Source organism: Peredibacter sp. HCB2-198, assembly GCF_045999315.1.
In the GTDB taxonomy this organism is placed as follows: Bacteria; Bdellovibrionota; Bacteriovoracia; order Bacteriovoracales; family Bacteriovoracaceae; genus Peredibacter.
In genome coordinates this window covers 1,439,390-1,461,259 of the sequence record NZ_CP174607.1, presented here as the reverse complement: position 1 = coordinate 1,461,259, position 21,870 = coordinate 1,439,390, and the positions used below count along the sequence as shown (strand labels likewise).

At 41.8% G+C, this 21,870-nt stretch carries 20 protein-coding genes; 11 read left to right on the top strand and 9 right to left on the bottom strand.

Features of this window, described 5'->3' with window-relative positions; all coding sequences use genetic code 11:
• Nucleotides 1-21: 21 nt before the first annotated feature.
• Entirely contained in the window at nucleotides 22-1,557 is a 1,536-nt protein-coding gene (locus tag ACJVC5_RS07375; RefSeq protein WP_408098726.1) for a PhoX family protein, read from the top strand.
• Nucleotides 1,554-1,856 carry a (2Fe-2S) ferredoxin domain-containing protein gene (locus ACJVC5_RS07370; RefSeq protein ID WP_408098725.1) on the top strand — a complete coding sequence of 101 codons (303 nt, stop codon included), beginning with the start codon at nucleotides 1,554-1,556 and terminating at the stop codon, nucleotides 1,854-1,856. Before ACJVC5_RS07375 ends, ACJVC5_RS07370 begins: the two co-directional genes overlap by 4 nt.
• Here ACJVC5_RS07370 and ACJVC5_RS07365 read toward each other — a convergent pair.
• The 4 genes from ACJVC5_RS07365 to ACJVC5_RS07350 all read right to left on the bottom strand — a co-directional run bounded on the left by ACJVC5_RS07365 (nucleotide 1,846) and on the right by ACJVC5_RS07350 (nucleotide 7,466).
• Complete coding sequence (locus tag ACJVC5_RS07365) at nucleotides 1,846-3,189, bottom strand: M14 family metallopeptidase (RefSeq protein ID WP_408098724.1); 1,344 nt, start codon at nucleotides 3,187-3,189, stop codon at nucleotides 1,846-1,848. The two genes, ACJVC5_RS07370 and ACJVC5_RS07365, sit on opposite strands and share 11 nt — an antisense overlap.
• A gap of 107 nt (nucleotides 3,190-3,296) precedes the next feature.
• A complete protein-coding gene (locus tag ACJVC5_RS07360; protein WP_408098723.1) occupies nucleotides 3,297-4,586 on the bottom strand; it encodes a response regulator in 1,290 nt (429 codons plus the stop codon).
• Between the two features lies 1 nt (nucleotide 4,587).
• Complete coding sequence (locus ACJVC5_RS07355) at nucleotides 4,588-5,316, bottom strand: hypothetical protein (RefSeq protein ID WP_408098722.1); 729 nt, start codon at nucleotides 5,314-5,316, stop codon at nucleotides 4,588-4,590.
• Nucleotides 5,316-7,466, bottom strand: coding sequence for a hypothetical protein (locus ACJVC5_RS07350; protein WP_408098721.1), 2,151 nt, complete (start codon nucleotides 7,464-7,466; stop codon nucleotides 5,316-5,318). The genes ACJVC5_RS07355 and ACJVC5_RS07350 overlap by 1 nt, the downstream gene beginning before the upstream one ends.
• A 161-nt stretch (nucleotides 7,467-7,627) precedes the next feature.
• Between ACJVC5_RS07350 and mgtE the strand changes: the two genes are divergently transcribed.
• The 3 genes from mgtE to ACJVC5_RS07335 all read left to right on the top strand — a co-directional run bounded on the left by mgtE (nucleotide 7,628) and on the right by ACJVC5_RS07335 (nucleotide 11,436).
• Nucleotides 7,628-9,028, top strand: coding sequence for a magnesium transporter (gene mgtE, locus ACJVC5_RS07345; RefSeq protein ID WP_408098720.1), 1,401 nt, complete (start codon nucleotides 7,628-7,630; stop codon nucleotides 9,026-9,028).
• Nucleotides 9,029-9,071: 43 nt separating this feature from the next.
• Nucleotides 9,072-10,445, top strand: a complete 1,374-nt coding sequence (locus ACJVC5_RS07340; RefSeq protein WP_408098719.1) for a mannose-1-phosphate guanylyltransferase/mannose-6-phosphate isomerase — start codon at nucleotides 9,072-9,074, stop codon at nucleotides 10,443-10,445.
• 181 nt (nucleotides 10,446-10,626) lie between these two features.
• Nucleotides 10,627-11,436 (top strand): PIG-L deacetylase family protein, encoded by an 810-nt coding sequence (locus ACJVC5_RS07335; RefSeq protein WP_408098718.1) that lies wholly within the window; start codon nucleotides 10,627-10,629, stop codon nucleotides 11,434-11,436.
• Here the strand turns inward: ACJVC5_RS07335 and ACJVC5_RS07330 are convergent.
• Complete coding sequence (locus tag ACJVC5_RS07330; protein WP_408098717.1) at nucleotides 11,379-12,104, bottom strand: glucosamine-6-phosphate deaminase; 726 nt, start codon at nucleotides 12,102-12,104, stop codon at nucleotides 11,379-11,381. The two genes, ACJVC5_RS07335 and ACJVC5_RS07330, sit on opposite strands and share 58 nt — an antisense overlap.
• A 134-nt stretch (nucleotides 12,105-12,238) precedes the next feature.
• On the opposite strand from ACJVC5_RS07330, the gene ACJVC5_RS07325 reads away from it, so the two are divergent.
• Genes ACJVC5_RS07325 through ACJVC5_RS07305 form a run of 5 tightly spaced genes read left to right on the top strand, consistent with a single transcriptional unit; the run spans nucleotide 12,239 to nucleotide 16,622 of the window.
• A complete protein-coding gene (locus ACJVC5_RS07325) occupies nucleotides 12,239-13,561 on the top strand; it encodes a sigma-54-dependent transcriptional regulator (RefSeq protein WP_408098716.1) in 1,323 nt (440 codons plus the stop codon).
• A 54-nt stretch (nucleotides 13,562-13,615) separates the two neighbouring features.
• The gene (locus ACJVC5_RS07320; protein WP_408098715.1) at nucleotides 13,616-13,963 is read left to right on the top strand and encodes a hypothetical protein; all 348 of its coding nucleotides are present in this window, start codon (nucleotides 13,616-13,618) and stop codon (nucleotides 13,961-13,963) included.
• Between the two features lie 9 nt (nucleotides 13,964-13,972).
• Nucleotides 13,973-14,452 carry a hypothetical protein gene (locus ACJVC5_RS07315; protein ID WP_408098714.1) on the top strand — a complete coding sequence of 160 codons (480 nt, stop codon included), beginning with the start codon at nucleotides 13,973-13,975 and terminating at the stop codon, nucleotides 14,450-14,452.
• Between the two features lies 1 nt (nucleotide 14,453).
• On the top strand, nucleotides 14,454-15,830 hold the full coding sequence (locus tag ACJVC5_RS07310; RefSeq protein WP_408098713.1) for a hypothetical protein: 1,377 nt from the start codon (nucleotides 14,454-14,456) through the stop codon (nucleotides 15,828-15,830).
• Between the two features lie 18 nt (nucleotides 15,831-15,848).
• Complete coding sequence (locus ACJVC5_RS07305; RefSeq protein ID WP_408098712.1) at nucleotides 15,849-16,622, top strand: endonuclease/exonuclease/phosphatase family protein; 774 nt, start codon at nucleotides 15,849-15,851, stop codon at nucleotides 16,620-16,622.
• Here the strand turns inward: ACJVC5_RS07305 and ACJVC5_RS07300 are convergent.
• Nucleotides 16,612-17,541 carry a phosphatidylserine decarboxylase gene (locus ACJVC5_RS07300; protein WP_408098711.1) on the bottom strand — a complete coding sequence of 310 codons (930 nt, stop codon included), beginning with the start codon at nucleotides 17,539-17,541 and terminating at the stop codon, nucleotides 16,612-16,614. The two genes, ACJVC5_RS07305 and ACJVC5_RS07300, sit on opposite strands and share 11 nt — an antisense overlap.
• A 76-nt stretch (nucleotides 17,542-17,617) precedes the next feature.
• On the opposite strand from ACJVC5_RS07300, the gene ACJVC5_RS07295 reads away from it, so the two are divergent.
• Nucleotides 17,618-18,649 (top strand): S1C family serine protease, encoded by a 1,032-nt coding sequence (locus tag ACJVC5_RS07295; protein WP_408098710.1) that lies wholly within the window; start codon nucleotides 17,618-17,620, stop codon nucleotides 18,647-18,649.
• On the opposite strand, the gene ACJVC5_RS07290 is transcribed toward ACJVC5_RS07295, so the two are convergent.
• From ACJVC5_RS07290 to ACJVC5_RS07280, 3 genes are read right to left on the bottom strand one after another with little or no spacing between them, the layout of a single operon-like run.
• Nucleotides 18,635-19,786, bottom strand: coding sequence for a pyridoxal phosphate-dependent aminotransferase (locus ACJVC5_RS07290; RefSeq protein ID WP_408098709.1), 1,152 nt, complete (start codon nucleotides 19,784-19,786; stop codon nucleotides 18,635-18,637). The genes ACJVC5_RS07295 and ACJVC5_RS07290 overlap by 15 nt on opposite strands.
• 32 nt (nucleotides 19,787-19,818) lie before the next feature.
• Nucleotides 19,819-20,841, bottom strand: coding sequence for an ABC transporter permease subunit (locus ACJVC5_RS07285; RefSeq protein ID WP_408098708.1), 1,023 nt, complete (start codon nucleotides 20,839-20,841; stop codon nucleotides 19,819-19,821).
• Nucleotides 20,838-21,869, bottom strand: a complete 1,032-nt coding sequence (locus ACJVC5_RS07280; RefSeq protein ID WP_408098707.1) for an ABC transporter permease subunit — start codon at nucleotides 21,867-21,869, stop codon at nucleotides 20,838-20,840. The genes ACJVC5_RS07285 and ACJVC5_RS07280 overlap by 4 nt, the downstream gene beginning before the upstream one ends.
• Nucleotide 21,870: the final 1 nt, after the last annotated feature.

The window sequence follows — 21,870 nt, the reverse complement described above, 5'->3', positions numbered from 1 at the left end:
TTTCCCAGAAAGAAGGTCCCAATGAACAGACGTGATTTCCTCCAATTCCTGGGTGTCTCAGGTGTACTAGCAACACTTCCAGGATGCTCAACCACTTCACCATTCTCTTCTTCATCAAAGCTTCCAGGCTTGGCCCCTTCACTTGAAGACAAGCTACTAACTGCTGAAGGTCTAAATTATAAAATTCTTATTCGTTATGGAGACGCCATCAATAAAACTGAAAAGTTTGGCTTCAATAACGATTTCATCGCTTTTCACCCATTAAAAGAAAACCACGGGATTCTTTGGGTGAATCACGAGTATGTTTCTCCGACATTTGATGCTCGTACAAAGGCTAACATTGATCGCGAAAAAACTGAGGTCGGCGGAAGTTTACTGGAAGTAAAGAAAGTCGACGGGCAATGGACTGTGATTAATAACTCTCCTTACAACCGTCGTTTAGATGCCAATACCAAAATTCCATTCGCAGCCGGGGCCAAAGTAAAAGGTGCAGCTATTGCAACAGGAACAATGGGTAACTGTGCTGGAGGCAAAACTCCTTGGGGCACGTTTCTTACTTGTGAAGAAAACTATGACATGTTCTGGGGTGAGCGCCATCGTGATGGCAAAACAACTGAAAGCTGGCTTGGGTGGGAGAAATTCTATCCAATGCCACCTGAGCACTATGGATGGGTGGTAGAAATTGAACCTCTAACTGGTAAGGCCAAAAAACATACTTCTATGGGCCGCTGTGCCCATGAATGTGCGGCCGTAACAAAGGCCAAGAATGGCAAAATCGTTGCTTATACAGGTGATGATCACGCTGATGAGCACTTCTATAAATTCATCTCAGACAGTGATAACTCTCTAGATAAAGGTAAATTGTACGTTGCCAGTCTTGAGAAAGGTCAATGGATCTCTCTTGATATTGATGATCAGCCAATCTTAAAGAAAACATTCAAGACCCAAACAGATGTGCTCATTTACGCTCGGGAAGCGGCCAAACTTGTTGGAGCGACTCCACTCGATCGCCCAGAGGATATTGAATTCGATCCGCTTACTGGAAACGTTCTAGTAACTCTTACTAACAATAAAAAGCGCAATAACTTCTACGGATCAATCTTGAAGATCATGGAAGACAACAATGATCCAGGTTCATTAACTTTTAAACACGAAGTATTCCTCGCTGGAGGACCGACTCATCACTTTGCTTGTCCAGACAACATGGTCTTCGATCCAAAGGGGAACCTTTGGTTTACAACCGATATGTCAGGTGACGTGATTGATAAAGGTCCTTATAAGGGCTATGGAAATAACGGTCTATTTGTTTTCTTAAGAAGCGGTCCGCATCAAGGCCAAGTTATCCGTGTCGCCTCAGCTCCTATTGATGCTGAATTCACCGGGCCTTGCTTTTCACCAGACTATAAGACACTCTTCTTATCAGTTCAGCACCCGGGAGAATACAGTGAATCTGCCGAGAAACTCACCAGTCACTGGCCGGATGGTGGAAGGCCAAAACCTGCAGTGGTGATGCTTGAGGGTGAACTGCTTGATAAAATCGTAAGCGGGAATCTATGAAAAAAGAAAAAATGAAAACCGAAATAGAAGTCTTCATCTGCAATCACTCACGTGATAGCGGTGACGACAACTGTGCGGCCAAAGGTGCAAAAGAACTGACCGATAAGTTAAAAAAATGGGCCAAAGAAGAACATAAAGGCGAAATGAAGGTCTTTCGTAGCGGCTGTCTTGGAAAATGTTCTGAAGGCATCGCCATCGCTTGCTACCCACAGAAAAAATTTTTATTGGAAGTTGTACCTGAGGACTATAAAGAAATTAAAGAGGGCCTCGAAGAGGCCCTCAAAGACATTAAAGATTAAAACTTCTTTTCGCTTTTACATCTACGCCGGTGAACTTCTGAGTTTTTCTTCCTTCGAATGAAACATCATAAGTTCCCGGTTTTAAAATCACATAATAACTACCGTCCGGATTAATTTTATAAGTTTGAGAAACCTTGGTCTCTCCCGCTTTCATAATCTTAATCACATGATAATCACCTACTCCTACGACACCTTGAAGGCCCGGTCCTTGAAGCTTATTTAATAAGTGCATCCAGCCTGGACGATTTCGGAGGACCGTCTTATCTCTCCAACGAGCATAGTTTGGATGAAATCCTGCGAACGTACTGTTGACTTCAATCACATAAGGGATGACTTGATGTTCTACGTACATCCAATCAATATCTCCACCGTCAGCGTTGTAAAGAAGCTCCCAAGGAGTGCCGGGTTTATAATCAAGCTTCTTCGCAATTTCTGCACCAATTGATTCAACAGCTTCTTCCGTAGGAGTTTTCTTAGGACGACAGCCATAAGGGTAAAGAACGATTTCTGAATAAGAGTGATAAGAGATACTGAAAACAGGTTTTATAGCCGCCACAAAATTCATCATCGCTTGGGTCTCTGGTTCAGAACCCGGTCCAGCTCCTCGGTAATCTTGGGCATAAGTATTACTGCTTGAACCACTACAGGAGTTCCATCCGGTAGGGTAATTGCGATTGATATCTACTCCAAAGCCATTACGAGTGTTCTTTCTCCACATCGAATCTTCAGTCCACATCTTATTATTTCCATCGACATTAAGCATAGGAATGACCCAGATTTCTGAGTTATTCACCCATGAAGTAACTTCGGCGTTCTTTCCATAGTTAGATGTTAAGTATTCTACCATGTCCGTCGTAATTTCCGGAGTCATCACCTCACGCGCATGGTGCATACCATTCACGAAGAAAACCGGTTCATGCTCGTCTATATCTGCATTATCGGAAATTTTGATGGCCCAGATGTCTCGTCCCTCTAAAGATTTACCAATGGATTTAACTTCGGTGATCTCAGGATATTTCGCATGAATCGCATGAATAAAATCTTCGATCTCATTTGGATTCTTATATTCAGAGTCCGGACTTAAAGACAGTTTTTGAGGGAAAGAAAACTTGATATTGGCCTTTTGCGATTCAATGATCTTTAACTCTTCAGGTGTTAGTAGGGCCTCGATCTCATTTGTGTTATAGTTCACACCAGTGATATCGAATTCATTGGCCCTTAGAAACGTCTTCATTGAATTCGTAAGATCAAATCTCACGATCATGCCATCAGTGGCAAATGCGCTTCCTGAAATTAACAGAGAGGCCGCCAGGAATCCTTTCCAGTTCAACATCTTATTCTCCTTGATTGGTATTTATCAGGAGATCAAATCAGTGAGAGTTCGTAAATGGTGAGAGTGAGAGGTAAGATAATATTAAGAAGCTTGAGTAAAAGGATTGGTTAAGCCAATACCGGGGCCCTGTCTGGAAACAAGGCCTCGAGTTCAGCTTTATAGGGCGCCATCTTCTCATCTTTATAGCCGTTCTTTTTCATGGCCCTAATCAGGGCCTGAAGGCAAGCATAGTCACGGATGTTACGATTATAAATTTCAAGGCCCATGCGAATGATGGCCCCGTTATCATTTGATTTCTGAGTAGTGATAAGGAACTTACTAATTAAAAAATCTTCATGTTCTTTGGCGCTTGATGGGAAACGGTTAAGATATTTTTCCGCCTCTGCACCCATATTATGCTCAACCAATACTGAAATGATGGCCCGAGTGAATTTTGTAAATTCCGAACATGAGATGGCTATATTGTCGAAAAATAATAGGGCCAATTCGGCATTGTTATTAAGAAGATTATACTTACCCGCAATATACATCCCTGCACCAATATAATTCACCATGGATTCAGCACGCTCGTCTAAAGAAGTAAAAATCTCATAATAGCTTTGCATGTCTTGGAAGTTACCAGTTCTAATGGCCAGTCGAACAATTTGCATCAAACGATCAGGATTGGCAGGAAAGTACTTCGCGATTTTTTTTACGATCTGATAGGCCTCAGTATATTTATCTTCGCGCATGAAGATTTCATAGAGTCCCACGAGGCACTTATAGTGAATATTATTAAATGTTAGCCCTTGAGCATAAGAACCTTGTGCCTCATTGATATGATTACGGAGATATTCCAGTTGTCCCAAATAAAACAGGGCCAGTGCCGGTTTCTGATGAAGCGCACACGCTTCTTTCAGAGAACGTTCGGCGGCCTCATAGTTGCCCGTATTTAAATGTCCCTTACCTTCTTCAATTTTTGCTACATAATCAGAAGGTCTAACTTTCGCAGAGACAGTGGAAATCAAGTTCTCTTGAATACTCTGAATGGTATAGGGTTTAATAATAAATGAATCAACATCCTCTTCGGCCGCTTTGGCCACTGCCGTTTGAGAAATATTGGCCGTTACCAGGATCAAACATAGTTCTTTATTGTGGGGCTCCTTGGCCCGAATCACTTTAAATAAATCAAATCCCGATCCTCCTCCGATGAAGTAATCGGAAAGGACGACGCCAATTTTTTTTGAATTAATAATTTCTTCGGCCTCAGACAGATGTCCGGCAGTATGAATCATGTGCCTTTTAGCACCCAAATCAAACATGGTCTTTAAAAGACGATTTCTTGATCCAGGATTTTTATCCACAATCAGAACTTCATTCTTTTCAAGAAACTCGCGGAAAATGTCTTTCTTGTCCATGCTAATTTCCCGCCGCTTTTTTCAAAAAGTTTGTAATATTCATTTGCTTTTCCTGCATATGGTCCAAAAATATCTTCCAATGTCCTTGATAAGTTCTATTGATCTTAAACTGCTGGCCGCCACCAAATCTTCCGGCGAAAAAACCAGGAATCACAAGATGCTGAATGTCTTTGTTCTCACAGAGAGAGAAATTCATAATACCAAACATGCCAGGTTGGAACTCTTGCTTCATAAGCAAATAGATACTGTCGTCCGCGATCTCGATGGGACGAACGAACATTCTTTCCGATTTAACTTTCAATTCAATCATGACTTCATTCGGGTGAATCATCTCCTGCAGTCGCCCATGGAACTCTTTAAAATCGAACAAAAGATTTGAAAGACCATTCAGCATGCGCGTCCGGTCTCCTTTAGAGAACACGTCTGCGATAGATTGCTTATGAAGAAGACCAATTTCTCCTGGAAGTGGATTTCCCATGGCCGTAAAAATGGGAAGTGTTTCTATGTTCTTTTCACACCAATCTATTAATTGAAAAATAATTCCATCGGCCAAATAGTAATTACAAATCACAATATCAAAATCAAACTGGGCCAAAAGTTCTTTGGCCTCGGCCAGACTACAAGCAAAGAAGCTTCTCGCCCCTTGTAGCGCCAGTACTTCAGTAAGCTGTGTGCCGTACACTCGGTCAATGTCCACAACCAGTATGACATTTCCATCAAAACGTTCCATTACAGACCCTTCACTCTTTTAATAAATGAATTCACGTTCTCCTGACGAAGTTTATAGAGACGCATGAATTTATCAAAATTTTCTACCGTATCTTTAGACAGTTGAACGGTGACATAATTATTGCCTTCGCCATCATCTTCAACTGTAATGACGTCACCTTTAATCTTTACTTCTGTATTTTGATTTAAGTAATTAAACGACATATCCACATCGACTTTTGCATTTGCCGAGAGACCTGAATCCGTTGTGGTAAAAATGATGGTTTCATCATAGAAATCATCAAATCGACACTCTATCTTTTTTTGATTGAAGAACATTTCTGAAAAGACCTTGGCATCTGCAGTGGCCTCTTCTAATTCAGGATCATATTTCTCTTCCAGGGCAACATTGAGTTTTTCACTTCGATAATCATTAAGCGAAACGATTTCGGCCGCAGATGACCTTTGTCTTTCATCAACTGAGGGTCTTAATTCGTCTTCGGAAAAATTGGTATAATCAGCATCCACTTTTCTTTCTGTTTTTTTAGCGGCGGGGGTCTCTTTCCGATCTTTGCTTTTTCCAAATAAAGATTCATAGGGATCTGAAGAGTCTGTTTGAGCGTAATGACCGGAGCCCTTCTCTGCGGCATCTTTCGTGGCCGCAAAAGCACCCTTACCAGTTGTGCTCCCTCCAACATCTGCCATATTAGTTCGGGTCTTATTTTCTTCAGCCCTTTTTCCGGTCCGACTCTCTTTACTTCCATAATGAGATTTTAATTTGTCTGTTTCAGACTTCCCCGAAAGGTCATCTTGAGAATGAGATCTGTCCTGTTTAGTTTTTCTTTCGGGGTCATTTGCATAATGACCATCAATTTCATCCGTTGAAGATTTGCCTGTGAGAGGTCCTGAACTAGCATCATACTTTTCGGCCTCATTGTGATTCTTATAGTACTTCTGATGTTCGTTCTTTTTATTTTCCTGCTCTAAATTCTGCCCTTCATGAACTCCGCCCGAGCCTGCACCAAAACCATCTCCACTTTCTTTCTCATAGGTATTTTTGCCTTTCCAGAAAGAAGATTGCTTATCGGTTGAAACATTTTGAGTAAGTGGATCTGTATTGAGAAGTTGGTCCTCTGGATTTATTTCTCCAGAGAGAGGATTGTGGTTTAAATGAGAGGTCTTGTTCTTACCAGAAAGTGGGCCTCCTCCGAGAGACTCTGCCTTACCCTTCCCTTCAAGGTCATGAATGGCCTCCGCCTCTTTACGAAAGACCATGTCCTTATCAAAACTCTCCGTAATGATTTGCTCTTTTGTCTTAGCATAGAGAGAGTTTTTACAGACAGTAAAAGACTTGTCCTTACACTTTAAACGGGAAAAAATTTTGTCCCCATCTTTGTAGAAAAGATCAAAGCTATCACCAGTAATTAACCAAACGTTCTCTTTCCACACGAAATCGGGTTTTGAGTCACCATGAAAATACCAGTGACCATTACCCGGGACATAGAGTTCTCTCTCGGCCGCCTTAATTTCAAAACGCCAAAGATTATTTTGAACATCGTTCCATTGACCGACATAGGGTCCTGGACCAACAACTTTGATTAACCACTTTGAAAGAATTTTTTTACAGTCACTATCATTATTGATGAGCCAAATATCATCTTCCAAGTCCAGCGGTTCGACCCATGACGGGGCACTGTTATCAATGATCTTCTTATCCAGGGCCTTTGCAGCTTCGGCAGACTTGGCATTTTTTTGTGCATTCGCATTCGGACTGTTCTTAATTTGGGCATTAAGTGACTTCATCCAAAAATCGAGTTTGAATTTAAAAGCTTTTGCATTAATCGCCGGTTCTACCAGATCTTGAATTCCAAGTTTCGCAATGGCCTTTTCAAATTGTTTATCACCGGAAAAGTTAATCACCACTATTTTCAGGGCCGTATCTTTGGCGACCTTTTTCACCGTCTTCATGAAAGACGCTATTTGAACCAGATCATTTTTATCTCGAAGAGAAGAAATAATCAGACCAGCCGAGACAGTTGATACAAAAGTGGCCAAGTCATTAACAGTATTAAATTCCTCGACCTCCTGGCCCGGCTGGGCCTGTAGAGTTTCATTCAAAACTCTGAATTCGGAGGTAAATAAAAATTTTATGACAGGTATACTGTTACTCATTGGGTTACCTAAGCTAAATTTAAAAAGGTTCCAATAGGTTATCGACTTTTTTTAGGATTCTCTTAATATTATAGAACGACTGTTTAACCTAAAGTTTTTTCATAGGGTAAAGCTTTTAACCTATGGAAAAATCTCGATTTGGAGTACACTCGGCGCCGAATATGGAAGAAAACGAAAACGATCAGGAACCAGAGAATCAGGATCTCCTTCAGGACCTATCTGAACAGGGGAAAACTGCTGAGCTGGTTGAAATGTTTGAAGAACTTCCCACGATGGACGTGGCGGAGTTCATGGAAGAGAAACCTCTGGAAGAGGTTATCGAATACCTGCAGAAACTCGATTTAGAGGATCAGGGTCGAATTTTCTCTGATTTTTCCATCGATCTTCAATTGAAGTTGTTCCATGAACTTGATCGCAGAACTTTTGCGAAGATCTTCGGACAAATGTTTTCGGACATTCGAGCTGACTTATACCAAGAACTCACAAAAGAAGAGCAGATTGAACTTCTTCCCTATCTGGATAAAAAAGTTCGTGAAGACGTAATCATCCTTTCTGCCTACCCTCCGGACACGGCCGGTGGGATTATGACCACAGACTTTGCGACTATCTTCGCTGACATGACCATGGCCGAGGCCCTGGCAAAAATCAGAAAAGATGCCCCCTCGAAAGATATGATTTACTATATCTATGCTGTAGATCATTCGATGGTGATGAAAGGGCTCGTGACTCTGAAAGATCTTGTCATGCACGATCCGAAAACTCGCGTGAATGAAATGCTTAATGAGTTCTTCGTTTATGCAGAAGTAAATGAAGACCGAGAATCAGTGGCGCAAAAAATTGAAAAATATGACCTTGTGGCCATTCCCGTTCTAAACTCTCTAAACCAACTGGTAGGTATCGTTTCCCACGAAGAAGCGATCGACGTCATTCGTAAAGAAGAGACGGAGGATATGGAAAAATTCATGGGGATCATGCCCTCTGAAGATGATGAAGAGTACATGTCGACTTCATCTTTCCATCATTTCAAAAAGCGTGTGGTGTGGCTCGTTTCTCTTGCTGCCATCGGAATTATTTCAGGAATGATCATCAATGAGTACCAAGGAGTACTCGAGCAATTTATCATCCTTGCGATGTATATGCCGATGATGGCAGCGACTGGTGGTAACACCGGTTCTCAAGCGGCCACTGTGGTCATTCGTGCACTTTCACTTGGTGAGATCAACGATAAAGACTGGCTTCGCATTGTGTTTAAAGAGATGAAAATCTCTTTTATGCTTTCTGTATGCGTGGCGGTTCTGACTTACCTTAAGATAGCTTTCCTTTCTTTCCATGCTTTATTGCCGGTTGGCTTTTCAATGAGCCAAATTGCCATTGTGATTTCATTTGCAATTGCCATTCAAGTGGTCTCGTCAGCCATCATTGGTGCGGGCCTTCCACTAGTTGTTCGTAGAATGGGTGGTGACCCAGCAGTTGTGGCCAGCCCTGCGATCACAACGATTGTGGATATTACCGGACTTCTTATCTATTTCACGGTGGCCTCTCTCACACTGGGTATTTCCTAATTTCCAAATTAGCGCTATGATCTTTCTCCTCTAGGAGAAATCTATGCAAGTCGTTATACTTTGCGGTGGTTCTGGAACCAGACTATGGCCAATTTCACGTACGCTTTACCCAAAGCAATTCGTGAAATTATTCGATAAAGAATCCCTCTATCAAAAAACAATTAAAAGAAATGCTTCGTTCGCTGACAGCTTTTCTGTTGTGATCAACCAGGAACAATATTTCATGGGTCTGGATCAAATGGATGAGGTTAAAGTTTCTAAGAATAAATTTATTTTAGAGCCCGTAGGTCGCAATACAGCTCCCGCCATTGCCATGGCAGCATTTGCAAGTAAGCCTGAAGAGATTCTGCTTATTGTTCCATCTGACCACTTGATTGAAGATCAATCTGCTTACGAAGCGGCAGTGAAGAAAGCGCAAGAACTTGCTTCACAAGATAAACTTGTGACTTTCGGGATTAAGCCCCACTATGCTGAAACTGGTTATGGTTACATTGAGGCCAGTGGCCTTGAAGTAAAATCTTTCAAAGAAAAACCAGACGCGTCGACAGCTGAAAAATATGTAAAAGCAGGAAACTACTTCTGGAACAGTGGTATGTTCTGCTTCAAAGCAAAGACCTTCTTAGAAGAGCTTAAAACATATGCTCCGGATGTGTATGAGCAAAGTCACAAAACTTTCACTCACGCACGATTGGATCAGACCGCAATTCGTCTTGTAAAAGAAGATATGGTGGCAATTCGTTCTGAAAGTATCGACTACGCCGTGATGGAAAAATCTAAAAGAGTAAATGTTGTTCCCGCAGATATCGGTTGGAGTGACCTCGGCTCTTTTGATTCACTTTATGAAACTCTTCCAAAAGATGAGAACGGAAATACACTCTCCAAGAATACAATTCACATCGGCTCTAAAAATAATCTTGTGATTGCAGATGATCGTCTTATTTCCACAATTGATGTGGAAGATCTCATGATCGTCGATACTCGCGATGCGATTGTGATTGCCAAGAAAGGTTCAACTCAAAAAGTTAAAGACCTCGTGGCAGAAGTTAAAAAGCATAATGTGGAAATGACAAACGTCCACACCACGGCCCACCGCCCGTGGGGAACATACACCATCCTCGAAGAGAATCCTGGTTATAAAGTAAAACAAATCACTGTTCGCCCAGGTGCTAAGCTTTCGCTTCAATACCACCATCATCGCTCTGAACACTGGATTGTAGTAAGTGGTGTGGCGACTGTGACCATTAACGATAAAACTTTCGATCTGAAACAAAACGAATCTTGTTACATTCCGAAAGAAGCTACTCACCGCCTTTACAATCAGCAAAAACAGGATCTGGTTTTGATTGAGGCGCAGGTTGGTAACTACTTGGGCGAGGATGACATTGTGCGTCTTCAAGACGATTATAAACGTAACTAATTGAAAGCTGAATTAAGTGTTTTCACTCTTAAACGGGCCCCTAGACTGACTGAAATCAAAGTTGGTAGATTGGAAATGTCTACACACACTAGAGGGGCCCATGATTCGATCAGTTTTGATCCTAATCGCTTTTTGTTACGTCGTAACGACGTTAACAAAGTTTTAATTAAGGAACGGTGAAATGGAATTCACCCCAATCCTTAAACCTCTTGCCTCTCTTTTTAATCCGGCACCATTAACTGAAAAGTCTTCCGTTCCCTTTACGGTCATGATCCTTTCTCCACATCCTGATGATGAATCAATTGTGGGATCGCTGCCTCTTCGTCTTCAAAAAGAAAACAACGCACATATCGTAAACATTGCGGTCACTCTTGGTTCAAAGAAAGAACGCCAGCAAGAGCGTTTAAAAGAGCTGGAAGCTGCTTGTGAACTTCTCGAGATGGAAAACATCGTTCTGGATGAAAACTGGAAGAAAAAAGAAAAAGAACTAAAGTCTCTTATTCAGAAATATCAACCGCAACTAATCATTGCTCCTCACCTAAAAGATTTTCACCCGACTCACATCAAGACCGGTGAACTCTTAAAGAAGACACTCACCTCTGCCAAGAGCACGGCCATCGTTTGCTGGAGTGAATTCTGGGGGCAGATGAGTAAACCAAATCTTCTGGTGGAAGTGCCGACTGAAATTCTCGAACTTCAGATGCAAGCTCTCGCAAAACACGTGGGTGAAGTCGACCGCAATCCGTATCACCTTAGACTTCCGGCCTGGATGATGGACAATGTTCGTCGTGGTTCTGAAGTGATTGGTGGCAAAGGCACAGATGCTTCTAGCATGGCCTTCGGTGTGATCTATCAACTTCAAGTTGTGAAGAAAGGAAAGTTCTCAACGCCAAAATTTATCGAATCCAATCTCACATCATCAATGGATATCGGTCAGATCTTTAAATTGATCTTTGACGCCGCCTCTGGATCTAAAACTAAAGTAAAATGAGGGTGATGCTTTAAGTAAGTCGCAGGACAACTTGGATCATCATGATGATTCAAGAGATACTTAATCGTATCTGCTTTTGATTTTCCAGTAGCAAGCATAAGAAGGCTTTTACTGTCCATGATGGTCCCAATTCCCATGGAGAGGGCCTCGGTCGGAATTTTATCATCAACAAATTGCTCTTTATTGGCGGCAATAGTCTCATCTGTCAGACGAACTAAACGCGTTCGAGAATTTTTCTCTGATCCGGGCTCATTAAAACCCACGTGTCCATTTCTACCGATGCCCAGTAGCTGGAGATCAACTCCACCGCTCTCTTTAATGCTTTCTTCGTAATGATAAGCACCATCTTTCGCATGCACCGGTGGTACCGAGATTTGAGATTGCCCAATTTGCATCGGACCTATGAAATGCTTTTCAATATAGTGTTTGAAACTTGAAGGATGATTTTCTGGAAGACCGAAGTATTCATCCAACATGAAGAAGAAGTTTTTTTCAAGATTGAGAGACTTTTCATTTTTGAGCCTTACCATTTCAGCATATACCGGCTCCATGGTTCTCCCCGTAGCGAGGCCAATCACAGCACTCGGATGAGATTCCATTGTCTCAATAACTAATAGGGCTACGGTCTGGATCGCTTCAGCTGTCGAATCACTTAGAATTATTCGCATGTTCCCTCATCTCAAACTTCTTTCAATAAGATAGTAAACTGCCCTCAAGGGTCACACAAGGCTCAGATCTGTAAAATATTCGGATTCCGAATCCAGTATTTGAAATCGGAATATTTCAGGTTTACAACCAAGAAATGAAATCCCATTTGAGTTTTCTCATTATTGAAGACGATAAGTATGCCCGCTTGAATTTGCGGGAAATACTGCAGCCATTTGGGATCATTGAAGAGGCCGGGGACATTCAAGGGGCACGCGAGAAACTCGCTATTAGGCCCTATGACATCGTTTTAACTGACATTGAGCTGGGGGAAGGCTCTGGGGTCGATCTCATCTCAGAAATCGTTAAAAAAGGCGCTCATTGTATCGTGGTGAGCTCTTATGAAGGCGATGAAACTATCGAAAAGGCCTATACCCTAGGTGCCAAACACTACCTCTCAAAATTCAAATTAAAAGACCAACTACCGGTCTATATCAATAAGTTCCTTCAGGCCAAGCAGGCAAAATTTGAAAAGATTCTGAAGGAGGAATTCATTACTCAAGACGAAGACCTCATTTCTGAACTTAGAAAGCTCACTGAGATTAACTGGAAAAACCAGACTCTCTTCATTTCAGGTCCGACTGGGACCGGGAAAAGCTTACTGGGAAAACTCATTCATGAAATCACTCATCCAGATGCTAATCTGGTTCATTTAAATTGTTCTGAGGTGGCGGAAAACCTTCTGGAATCAGAGCTGTTTGGTCACGAGAAAGGTGCTTTCACTGGCGCGGACCAAAAGAAAGACGGAAAGCTTAAACTCGCTCATGGCGGCACACTGTTCCTGGATGAAGTTGCGACCATGCCAATGGCCATGCAACAAAAGCTTCTTAAAGCTCTTGATGAAAAGACCTTTTATCCAGTTGGTTCTTCTACTCCAGTGAAGGCGGATTTCACTCTTATCACCGCCACTTGCGAAGATCTTCAAGACAAGATGGCGAAGAAAGAGTTTCGAGAGGACTTCTTTCATCGTATTAGTGGTTTCCAATTTCATCTTAAATCACTCTCAGAAAGACCTAATGATATTGAACTTCTGGTTCGTCATTTTCAGGCCAATTCTCCTCGTAGATACGTAATCAAGCCTGAGGCCATGAATGCCTTGAAAAAGCATGCTTGGCCCGGAAATATTCGTGAACTTAGAAAGACTTGTGAGAGATTCTCTCAAGGTATTTCCGGAATCATTGATTCCCAGATTGTGAACAAAATGCTGGGTCTGGAAGTTAAGACTCTGCCCTCTCAAGAGATGTGGGAAGAACATGTGTTTCAGCACGGTTTGAAATCCTATATCAATATGATCGAACGTAAGGCCGTGGAAGAGGCCATGAAACGAAATAACGGAAAAATCACAGCTTGTATTAAAGATCTTAAAATCTCCAGCTCCGCTTTCTACCGCATCCTTCAGGAAAATAAGCTCCAGTTTTAGTTGGCACGGTCCTTGCTCTAGGGGTTTCCATCAGAAACCTTAAAGGAGCAAACGATGACTTTACAAAATAAGACCCTCCAACGTTACCGCCAATTCTTCCCAGAAGAAACTCTTCGTGAAATTTCCCTCCGTACCGGCATCCAAATCACCCGCGTTTTCCGACTTTTTAATGGCAAAACCATGAAGGTCGGAGAACTCGAGGCCTTCGAAAAAGCAATCACAGACAAAATTGCTGAAAGTCCGAGTTATCACCGTCTGAACACAGCTATGGATGAGGCCTCTTCACTACTTACCAATGAAGAACTGGGTAAACTGGCCGACTACATCGAAAGAAAACTTACTAATAAACGTTACAGCCGAACTTATATCCGCTCAGTATTTCAAGATGCGGTAATCGCGTAAGGAGAATCTATGAAAGGTCTATCTTCATTAGAAAGAATCGTACTCGAATGTCTTGGAAAACAAAGCCTAAGCTTTGATGAGATTCATTCTCAATCAGGATTGCATGAGAATGTTTGTTTTAACATTCTCCAGGCCCTGATCATTCGCGGAATTTTGTCTACCTCTGGTCAGACTTATCAAATCAATCAAAACATCTCATCCATCATGATGGAGGAGATCAATGGAATAGAGGCCAAACAAGCCGAGTCTTTAGAACTTATCGAAGCAGTTTTAGAGCAAAAACAAAATCGGGTATTTCGTTTTCAGAAAGTTGCGATGGACGCCAGAGATGAAAAGATCTTCCTCGCGATGTTATCGAATCTAGATTCTTTTCTTCAAGACGCTCATAAAAAAGCACAGAATGAAGTCGCGATTAAAGACCGTAAAGTCATTTTCTGGGGCGTTGGTGAAGTTCAAACACTCATGAATCAAGTGGTTACAGGGAGATAATATGCGTTGGTTGATTTTTGTCCTTCTGATTTCTTGTGGAAAACACGAAGAACCAAAAAAGATGGATCTTCGCGACAGTGATGGCGATCAAATTGTTAATGCCTATGAATCGGACATTAATAAATACATTGCCAACATTGAACCAATGGGAAAAGTCAGTGGAACACTTCGGTTCCAACACTTGGAACAAATCGAAATGTCCTTCAGTAACCAATTCAAGACCGTAAACGAAGTCATGGTTGGTCCTGACCAACAAACTGGAAATAAAAATTATCTTTCTGAAGGAACTCAGATCAAAGTTAGCGGGAAAATTCCAAGCATAGATTTTAAACAAGAGTCTTACGTCGTGAAGCTGACTTTTGATGAAATCAGCTCGGCCGTTCAGGAGGTTTTTCTTATCTCGGGAGATGAACAAAGGTCCCTAGGTAAATGGGAGCCCCAGATGAATGTAAAAATTCATAATAAAGATTTAAAGGCCCTTATTACTGGGAACGCCCATATGACAGTCTCAAAAAAATACAATCGCGAAAACTATTATGAAGTAGACCAAGATGAAAGCGTAAGAGACAACACTTACCGCGTTTTTATTAACGATGGTAAAAAAAGCGAGATCCTGTATGTTTCAAAAGAGCTTCCAATTGAGAAATTAAAAGAGAGCTTTAAGATCAACAACGTTCTCGAAGTAAAAGAAGATGAGTTCTTTTTCTATCATCTTGAAACAGACTCGGTCCGTTGGTATCAAAGAGATTTTGCCAATGGAGACAGGGCCCTGGTTTATTCCAGTCTGGAAGAATTGAATAAAGTTTATAAAGAGCGTTTTCAAATCAAAAAAATCAATCTTTCAAGAGATAACGGGTATGCCACGAACAATCTCGTTCTCAACAACTCAAAACTCTCACCGGTTTTCTTCGTTATTAGAGCATCAAAAGTGATGAGAGATTTTCATGAATCTACCACAAGCAGACTCTATGTTGACTCTGGCGGTGGAGGACGAGATGGTGGTGGAGTAACAAGATATAGCTGCACGTATTATCTTAGAGATTATATAAACAAGCCGGTCCAGCAAGTTTCATTTGAAGAGGTCTTAGGTAACATTCAAATGGTATCAGGAAACAACGTGCTTGCTTTTGATGCTAATAACATCGAAATGGAAGAAGGATCTGATGAAAAAGGGATTTTTTGGAAGTTAAAAGTTAACTGGCAAACTGAAAACATTAAATTACAAATTCTCAATAACCCGGCATCAAGCTTTACCACCACAGGACAATATCATAAATACTGTGAAGGAAATGGCCGAGAGCTACGGCCCGCTGTTTCAACCAATATGGAGGCCAAATTCAGTCTGGAAATTGAGAGCTATGTTGAGAAGATTAACTAAAAGCAATATAATTTAGGAATGAATTTTTGCCTTATCAGCTGCAACATCCGTTTTGATAATCCTGCCGATGGGGCCAATGCCTGGCCCCATCGCCGTCAAATTCTGGCCCAAACACTTCTTAAACATCACCCAGATATCATCGCCACTCAAGAAGGTAGATTCAATCAGCTTAAGGACTTTGAGTCTCTGCTGGGTGATTTTACCATTATTGATGAGCACCGCTCATGGATCAAAGAAAGAATGTATCCTACGATCTTTGTGAAGAAAGATCGCTTTGAAATTTTAAAGAGCGAAGATCTCTGGTTATCTGAGACTCCAGGAGTCGCTGGAAGTCTTTCTTTCGAAAGCATGTTTCCGCGTCTTATGACCTGGGTAAAACTTCAGCCAAAAAACTCTGAAACAAATTTTTTCGTAGTTAATACACATCTTGATCATGTGAAGCCTCAGACCAGAGTGAATCAGGTCAAGGTGCTTATTAAAGAAATAAAGCGCTTCTGGAACGAGAATTCTCTCTTGTTTATTACAGGTGACTTTAACGACTCTCCTCAAAGTGAAGTTCGCCAAACTCTCCTAAAAGAATTTCCCAACCTTCAAGACTCATGGGCCTTGTTTCATCAGATTGAAGAAACTTCTCATCATGCCTTTAATGGTGAATGCCAGAATGGTTCAAGAATTGACTGGGTGATGGTGGATAAAAAAGCAAAAGTCGAAGATTGCGTAATGGACAAGGGCACAGTGGACGGCAGATATCCTACCGACCACTTCCCTATTATTTGTAGGCTTAATTTTTAACGGCGACTTCAGTACCAAGATGTAAGTATGTTTCGATACCTTTGGCAGTATTAGCAAGAATATCGGCCGAAGGTTTCCAAGCGCCTTTCTCGCCCAATAGAACAACTGTAGAACCACCAAACAAAAAGTAACCTTTCTCTTCTCCACGCATAAATGGTTTGTTCCAACGATGAGACTGGACAATCTTACCAACGCAGATCGCACCAACTTCAATGTAAGCAAGGCGACCAAAGTTTTCAGTTTGAAGAATGGAAACATGTCTTTCGTTCTTAATGAAAATCTGGTTTTTATATTTTAGCGCCAGAGGATTCACTGAATCGTAGGCACCCGGCACTCGGAAATTATCAAGCACTTTACCATTATCCGGATAATGGTAACGGTGATAATCAACCGGACAAAGACGAGCGATCATTAACGGACCACCTTCAAAAATCTTTGCAACTTGATCGTTACCAACCAGATCTTTTGCTAGAAGATATTGGCCCTTCACAGGATATGTATCTCTCTCGTTAATTGCATCGAAACCCACGTAACGGGCCTCAGCGAATGCCGGCATACGATTTGGCTCTGCCACAAATGAACGTTTACCAAGCTTAAAACGGCGAATGAAAAATTCATTGAAAGTGCGATAAGAATCTCTAGGATCTAGTGCCGGACGAGTACCCGCCTCATAGTCATCAATTTGAATGTTGAACTTTTCAATGAAAGGACGAACCTTACTATGACTAGAAGGAAGATCCTGAAAAGCACCGTAGATTTTACTAAAATATTTGTTAGTAAAAACTGTACCAACTTGATGCCCTAAGGCAGAGCTATAAAGAAATTTAATGAATCCATCCCCATAGACTTTCTCTACTTCAGTCCTATTGTTCATACGATTGAAGTACTTAATTTCTGGCGGATTGCTGACCATCGTCATGGGGAATTCCTCTTGGGGGTTTAATTTAAACATATTATACTTTCCGAGCTGTAATAGTCAAAGTAAGGAGTCACGAATGAAAGCTTATCTCTTCATTGTTTTGAGCTTATTTTCAATGGCAAGCTGGAGTGCTGAACTTCTCCAGGTAGAAACGAAAACCATCGACATTTATCGTAAAGCAGTTCCAAGCACAGTTAACGTTTCAAATATTCGTCTGGCACGAAATTCTTTCTACGGTGAAGTCGAAGTTCCACAAGGTGCTGGTTCCGGTTTCGTTTATGATGATAAGGGCCACATCATCACTAACTTCCATGTGGTTCAAGGTGGTAACTCTTTTGTGGTCACTTTTCACAACGATCCAAAACAATACAAAGCAACCATTGTAGGAACAGCACCGGAAAAAGACATCGCGGTTTTAAAGCTTAATGAAAAACCTTCAAAACTTTCTCCCATTGTTTTTGGTTCATCCAAAGACCTTCAAGTGGGGCAATATTCTTTTGCCATCGGTTCTCCCTTCGGACTTGATTACACTCTGACTACGGGAGTGATCTCGGCCCTTGGAAGAAAAATTGATGGTATCGGTGGTGTAAAAATCAACGACATGATTCAAACGGACGCTGCCATTAACATGGGTAACTCAGGAGGACCACTGCTTGATTCTTCCGGCCAGCTTATCGGTATGAACACTGTAATTTTCTCAACCAGTGGTTCAAGTGCAGGTCTGGGTTTCGCGGTTCCGGCCGACACAATCAAAATGATCGTCCCTCAAATCATTCAACACGGTCGCGTGATTCGTCCGGGTCTAGGGATTGGAATTGTTCCTGACAGCATGAAGAGACGTATTGTTGGAGATGATAAAGGAATCATCGTTTCTTACGTGGATGAGAAAGGTGGTGCTGCAAAGGCCGGAATCAAAGGTATGACTCAAGACCGTTACGGACGTACTTATTTAGGAGACATCATCCTAAGTGTGGATGGCCAAGATGTGAACAGCCTGGATGATATTTACCAAGTACTTGAGACTAAAAAAGTTGGTGATGAAGTGATGGTGAAATATCGCCGCGAAGGCAAGACCCTCGCGACGAAAGTAAAATTACAGGCCCTTTAAATTCAACGCCGCCGCTCGGAGCGTTTCTTCTTTCTTAGCAAAACAGAATCTTAAATACTTCTCTCCTTCGGTAGACTTTAAATAGAAAGCTGAAGGAGGGACTGTTGCTACCTTACGCTCTTGAATGAGCTTCATGGCATAGTCCACATCTTTTAGATCCGTCTTCTTCGAAATTGGCACCATCATAAAATACGTGCCTTTTGGAATCGCAAACTCAAATCCAAGACTTTTTAATTCATTATAAAAAAGATCGCGCTTACCCTTATAAAGAGAAACAAACCCAGGAAGATAATCAGAAAGTTTTGTAAGGCCCTCTGCCACTGCTTCCTGCATCGGAGTCGATACAGCGAAAGTCACGTATTGATGAACCAAGCGACAAGCTTTCGTGACTTTTTCATTGGCACAAATCCATCCAATTTTCCAACCCGTTAGACCAAAGGTCTTACCTGCACTTGATACGGTAATGGTTCTTTCAAACATTCCTTCGAGTGTTGCAGTTGGAACATGTTTCGCACCATCGAACAGAAGGAACTCATAAACTTCATCTGACATGAGATAAAGATCATGCTTCTGAGCAATGCCCGCGACTTCAAGTAGCTCTTCTTTCGCCCACACTTTACCAGTTGGATTGTGAGGGTTATTCAGAATAAGAAGTTTTGTTTTTGGCGTAATCGCCTTCTCTAGTTCCTGACGATCAACAGTAAAGTCAGGAGCGTGCATGGTGACCGGAACTGGAATACCACCGGCCATTTTAATTGAGGCCACATATGAGTCATAGAAAGGCTCGAGTACGACCACTTCATCACCTGGATTAATCAATGCGGTGATCACCACATAAATCGCTTCAGTAGCACCAACAGTGATCGTAATTTCAGACTCAGGATTATAATTTAGTGAGTAGAATTTTTTGTAATAGTTTGAAACTTCCTGGCGAAGCCCAACAGTTCCTTGGAAAGGAGCATACTGGTTGTGACCTTCCTGCATTTTGCGGAAAGCAACTTCCTTTAACCATTCTGGCCCATCGAAATCAGGAAAGCCTTGGCCAAGGTTTACGGCATTATTCTCACGAGCGAGTCTTGAAATAACGCCAAAAATAGAATCTTTAAAATCCGCAATTCGGAGTGCTGTATCTTTCATAGGAACCTCTTATGGAAATTCTTATAGCACTTCTACTCTTTCGGGTCCATAGCGTCTCTCACACCTTCGCCAACGAGAGAGAGCATTGTAAGAGTAAAGAAAAGTGCCAGTGATGGATAAACCGCAAGCCACCAGCCTTCTGTAAAATGCTTTTGGGCCTGATTTAAAAGTTCTCCCCAGCTTGGAGTTGGAGGAGTCAGACCAAAGCCCAGATAATCAAGACTTGCCAGAGCAGTAATGTTTCCAGCGATGACAAACGGTGAAAATGTAATAATCGGAGAAAGTGAGTTCGGTAGAAGGTGCTTGAAGAAAATTCGACTGTGTCCTGCTCCAATCGCTTTCGCGGCCTCAACGAATTCCTTTTTCCGGTTCTTTAAATACTCCCCTCTTACGTAATAACTAATGCTGATCCAACCAAAAAGACTTGAAAGAATCACGAGCAAGAAGAGTGTCGGTTTAAAAATCGAGATGATAATGATCAGGAGGAAGAACTGTGGTACAGTCGATAAAACTTCCACAATTCGCTGGCCCCAGAAGTCAGTACGACCTCCAAAGTAGCCCATGATTCCACCCAGAATAGTTCCTACTACAAAAGTAAGAATCCAAACGAGGATTGAATAGGTCATTGAATAGCGAAGGCCATAAAGAAGACGAGCAAAAATATCACGACCGCGATCATCAGTTCCCATCCAGTTTTCACCGGTTGGTTCAGATGGATAACTCATCACTTCCGTGTTTGATTCAAAAGGATTCCACTGAATCACGGGCCAAATCACGGAATCTCCACGATCCTCATCTAATTCAAGATTGCGATAGTTCATCACCAGCGCGTTCTCCACCCCAAACAATGTGGGATGGTAATCCTTAAACACAGGAAAATAAGTCGTGTCCTTATATTTCAGATATAAAGGTCTGCTATTCGCCCAAAATTCAGCTGTAAAACTAAAAAAACAAGCTATCAATATGATCCAGGCAGAGGCCACTGCCAGCTTGCGAGACTTAAAACGTCGCCATTTTTTAAGTGAATCTTCGTTACGAATAAAACGTTCGATCATGTGAAATCAATCCTTGGATCAACGAGAACATAGGCAAAATCTGAGAGCACGTTACCGATCAGGAACAGCGCACTTTGAATGAAAACCAGACCCATAATCACGTTATAGTCTCGAGACAAAATACTCTTATAACTGAGAAGCCCAATGCCATCGAGCTGAAAGATCGTTTCAAGAAGAAGTGATCCAGCAAAAAACACCGTCAAGAAACCACCAAGACCGGTCACAATCGGAATCAAGGCGTTTCTTAAAGCATGCTTCATATAAACGACTTTTTCATTAAGACCCTTAGCACGAGCAGTACGGATGTAGTCTTTTTTGATTTCTTCGATTAGAGAGTTCTTCATCAAAATTGTTAGGCTGGTAAATGAACCAATGGTGTAACAAATAAGAGGAAGAATGAAATGGTGAACACGGTCCAAGAACTTATCAAAGGTACTAAGTTCATCGTACATTTCTGAATTCAGACCCCCTACCGGGAAGATTTCAAAGAAACTTCCGCCGGAGAAAAACACAATCAAGAGAATCGCGAGCATAAAGGAGGGAATTGAATAAAAGACAAACAACATAAAGCTTGATGATAGATCAAAGAAGCTTCCGTGTTTAATCGCTTTCACAATACCCAAAGGAATCGACACCAGATAACTCAAGATCAAAGAGATGATCCCGAACTGAAGTGAAACTGGAAATTTACTAACGATGACATCAATCACTGGTTCTTCGTAAGTAAAACTTTCTCCAAAATTTAAAGTCGCTATGTTCTTTAACCAAATGAGATAGCGAACATGCATGGGCTTATCAAAACCATACTGCTTCTTCAGGGCCTCAAGAACTTCATCAGAAACACCCTGGCTGGCACCGCGGCCGCTTGTGGTGTGCCCAGAGGTATCACCACCTCCGAAGCGGATTTGTTGAAGTCTCTGCTCAATCGGCCCACCGGGTGCCATATTGATAATGATAAATACGATGACCGTCACACCCAACAATGTAGGAATAAGGATGGCCATGCGTCGGAGAAAGTACTTCAGCATA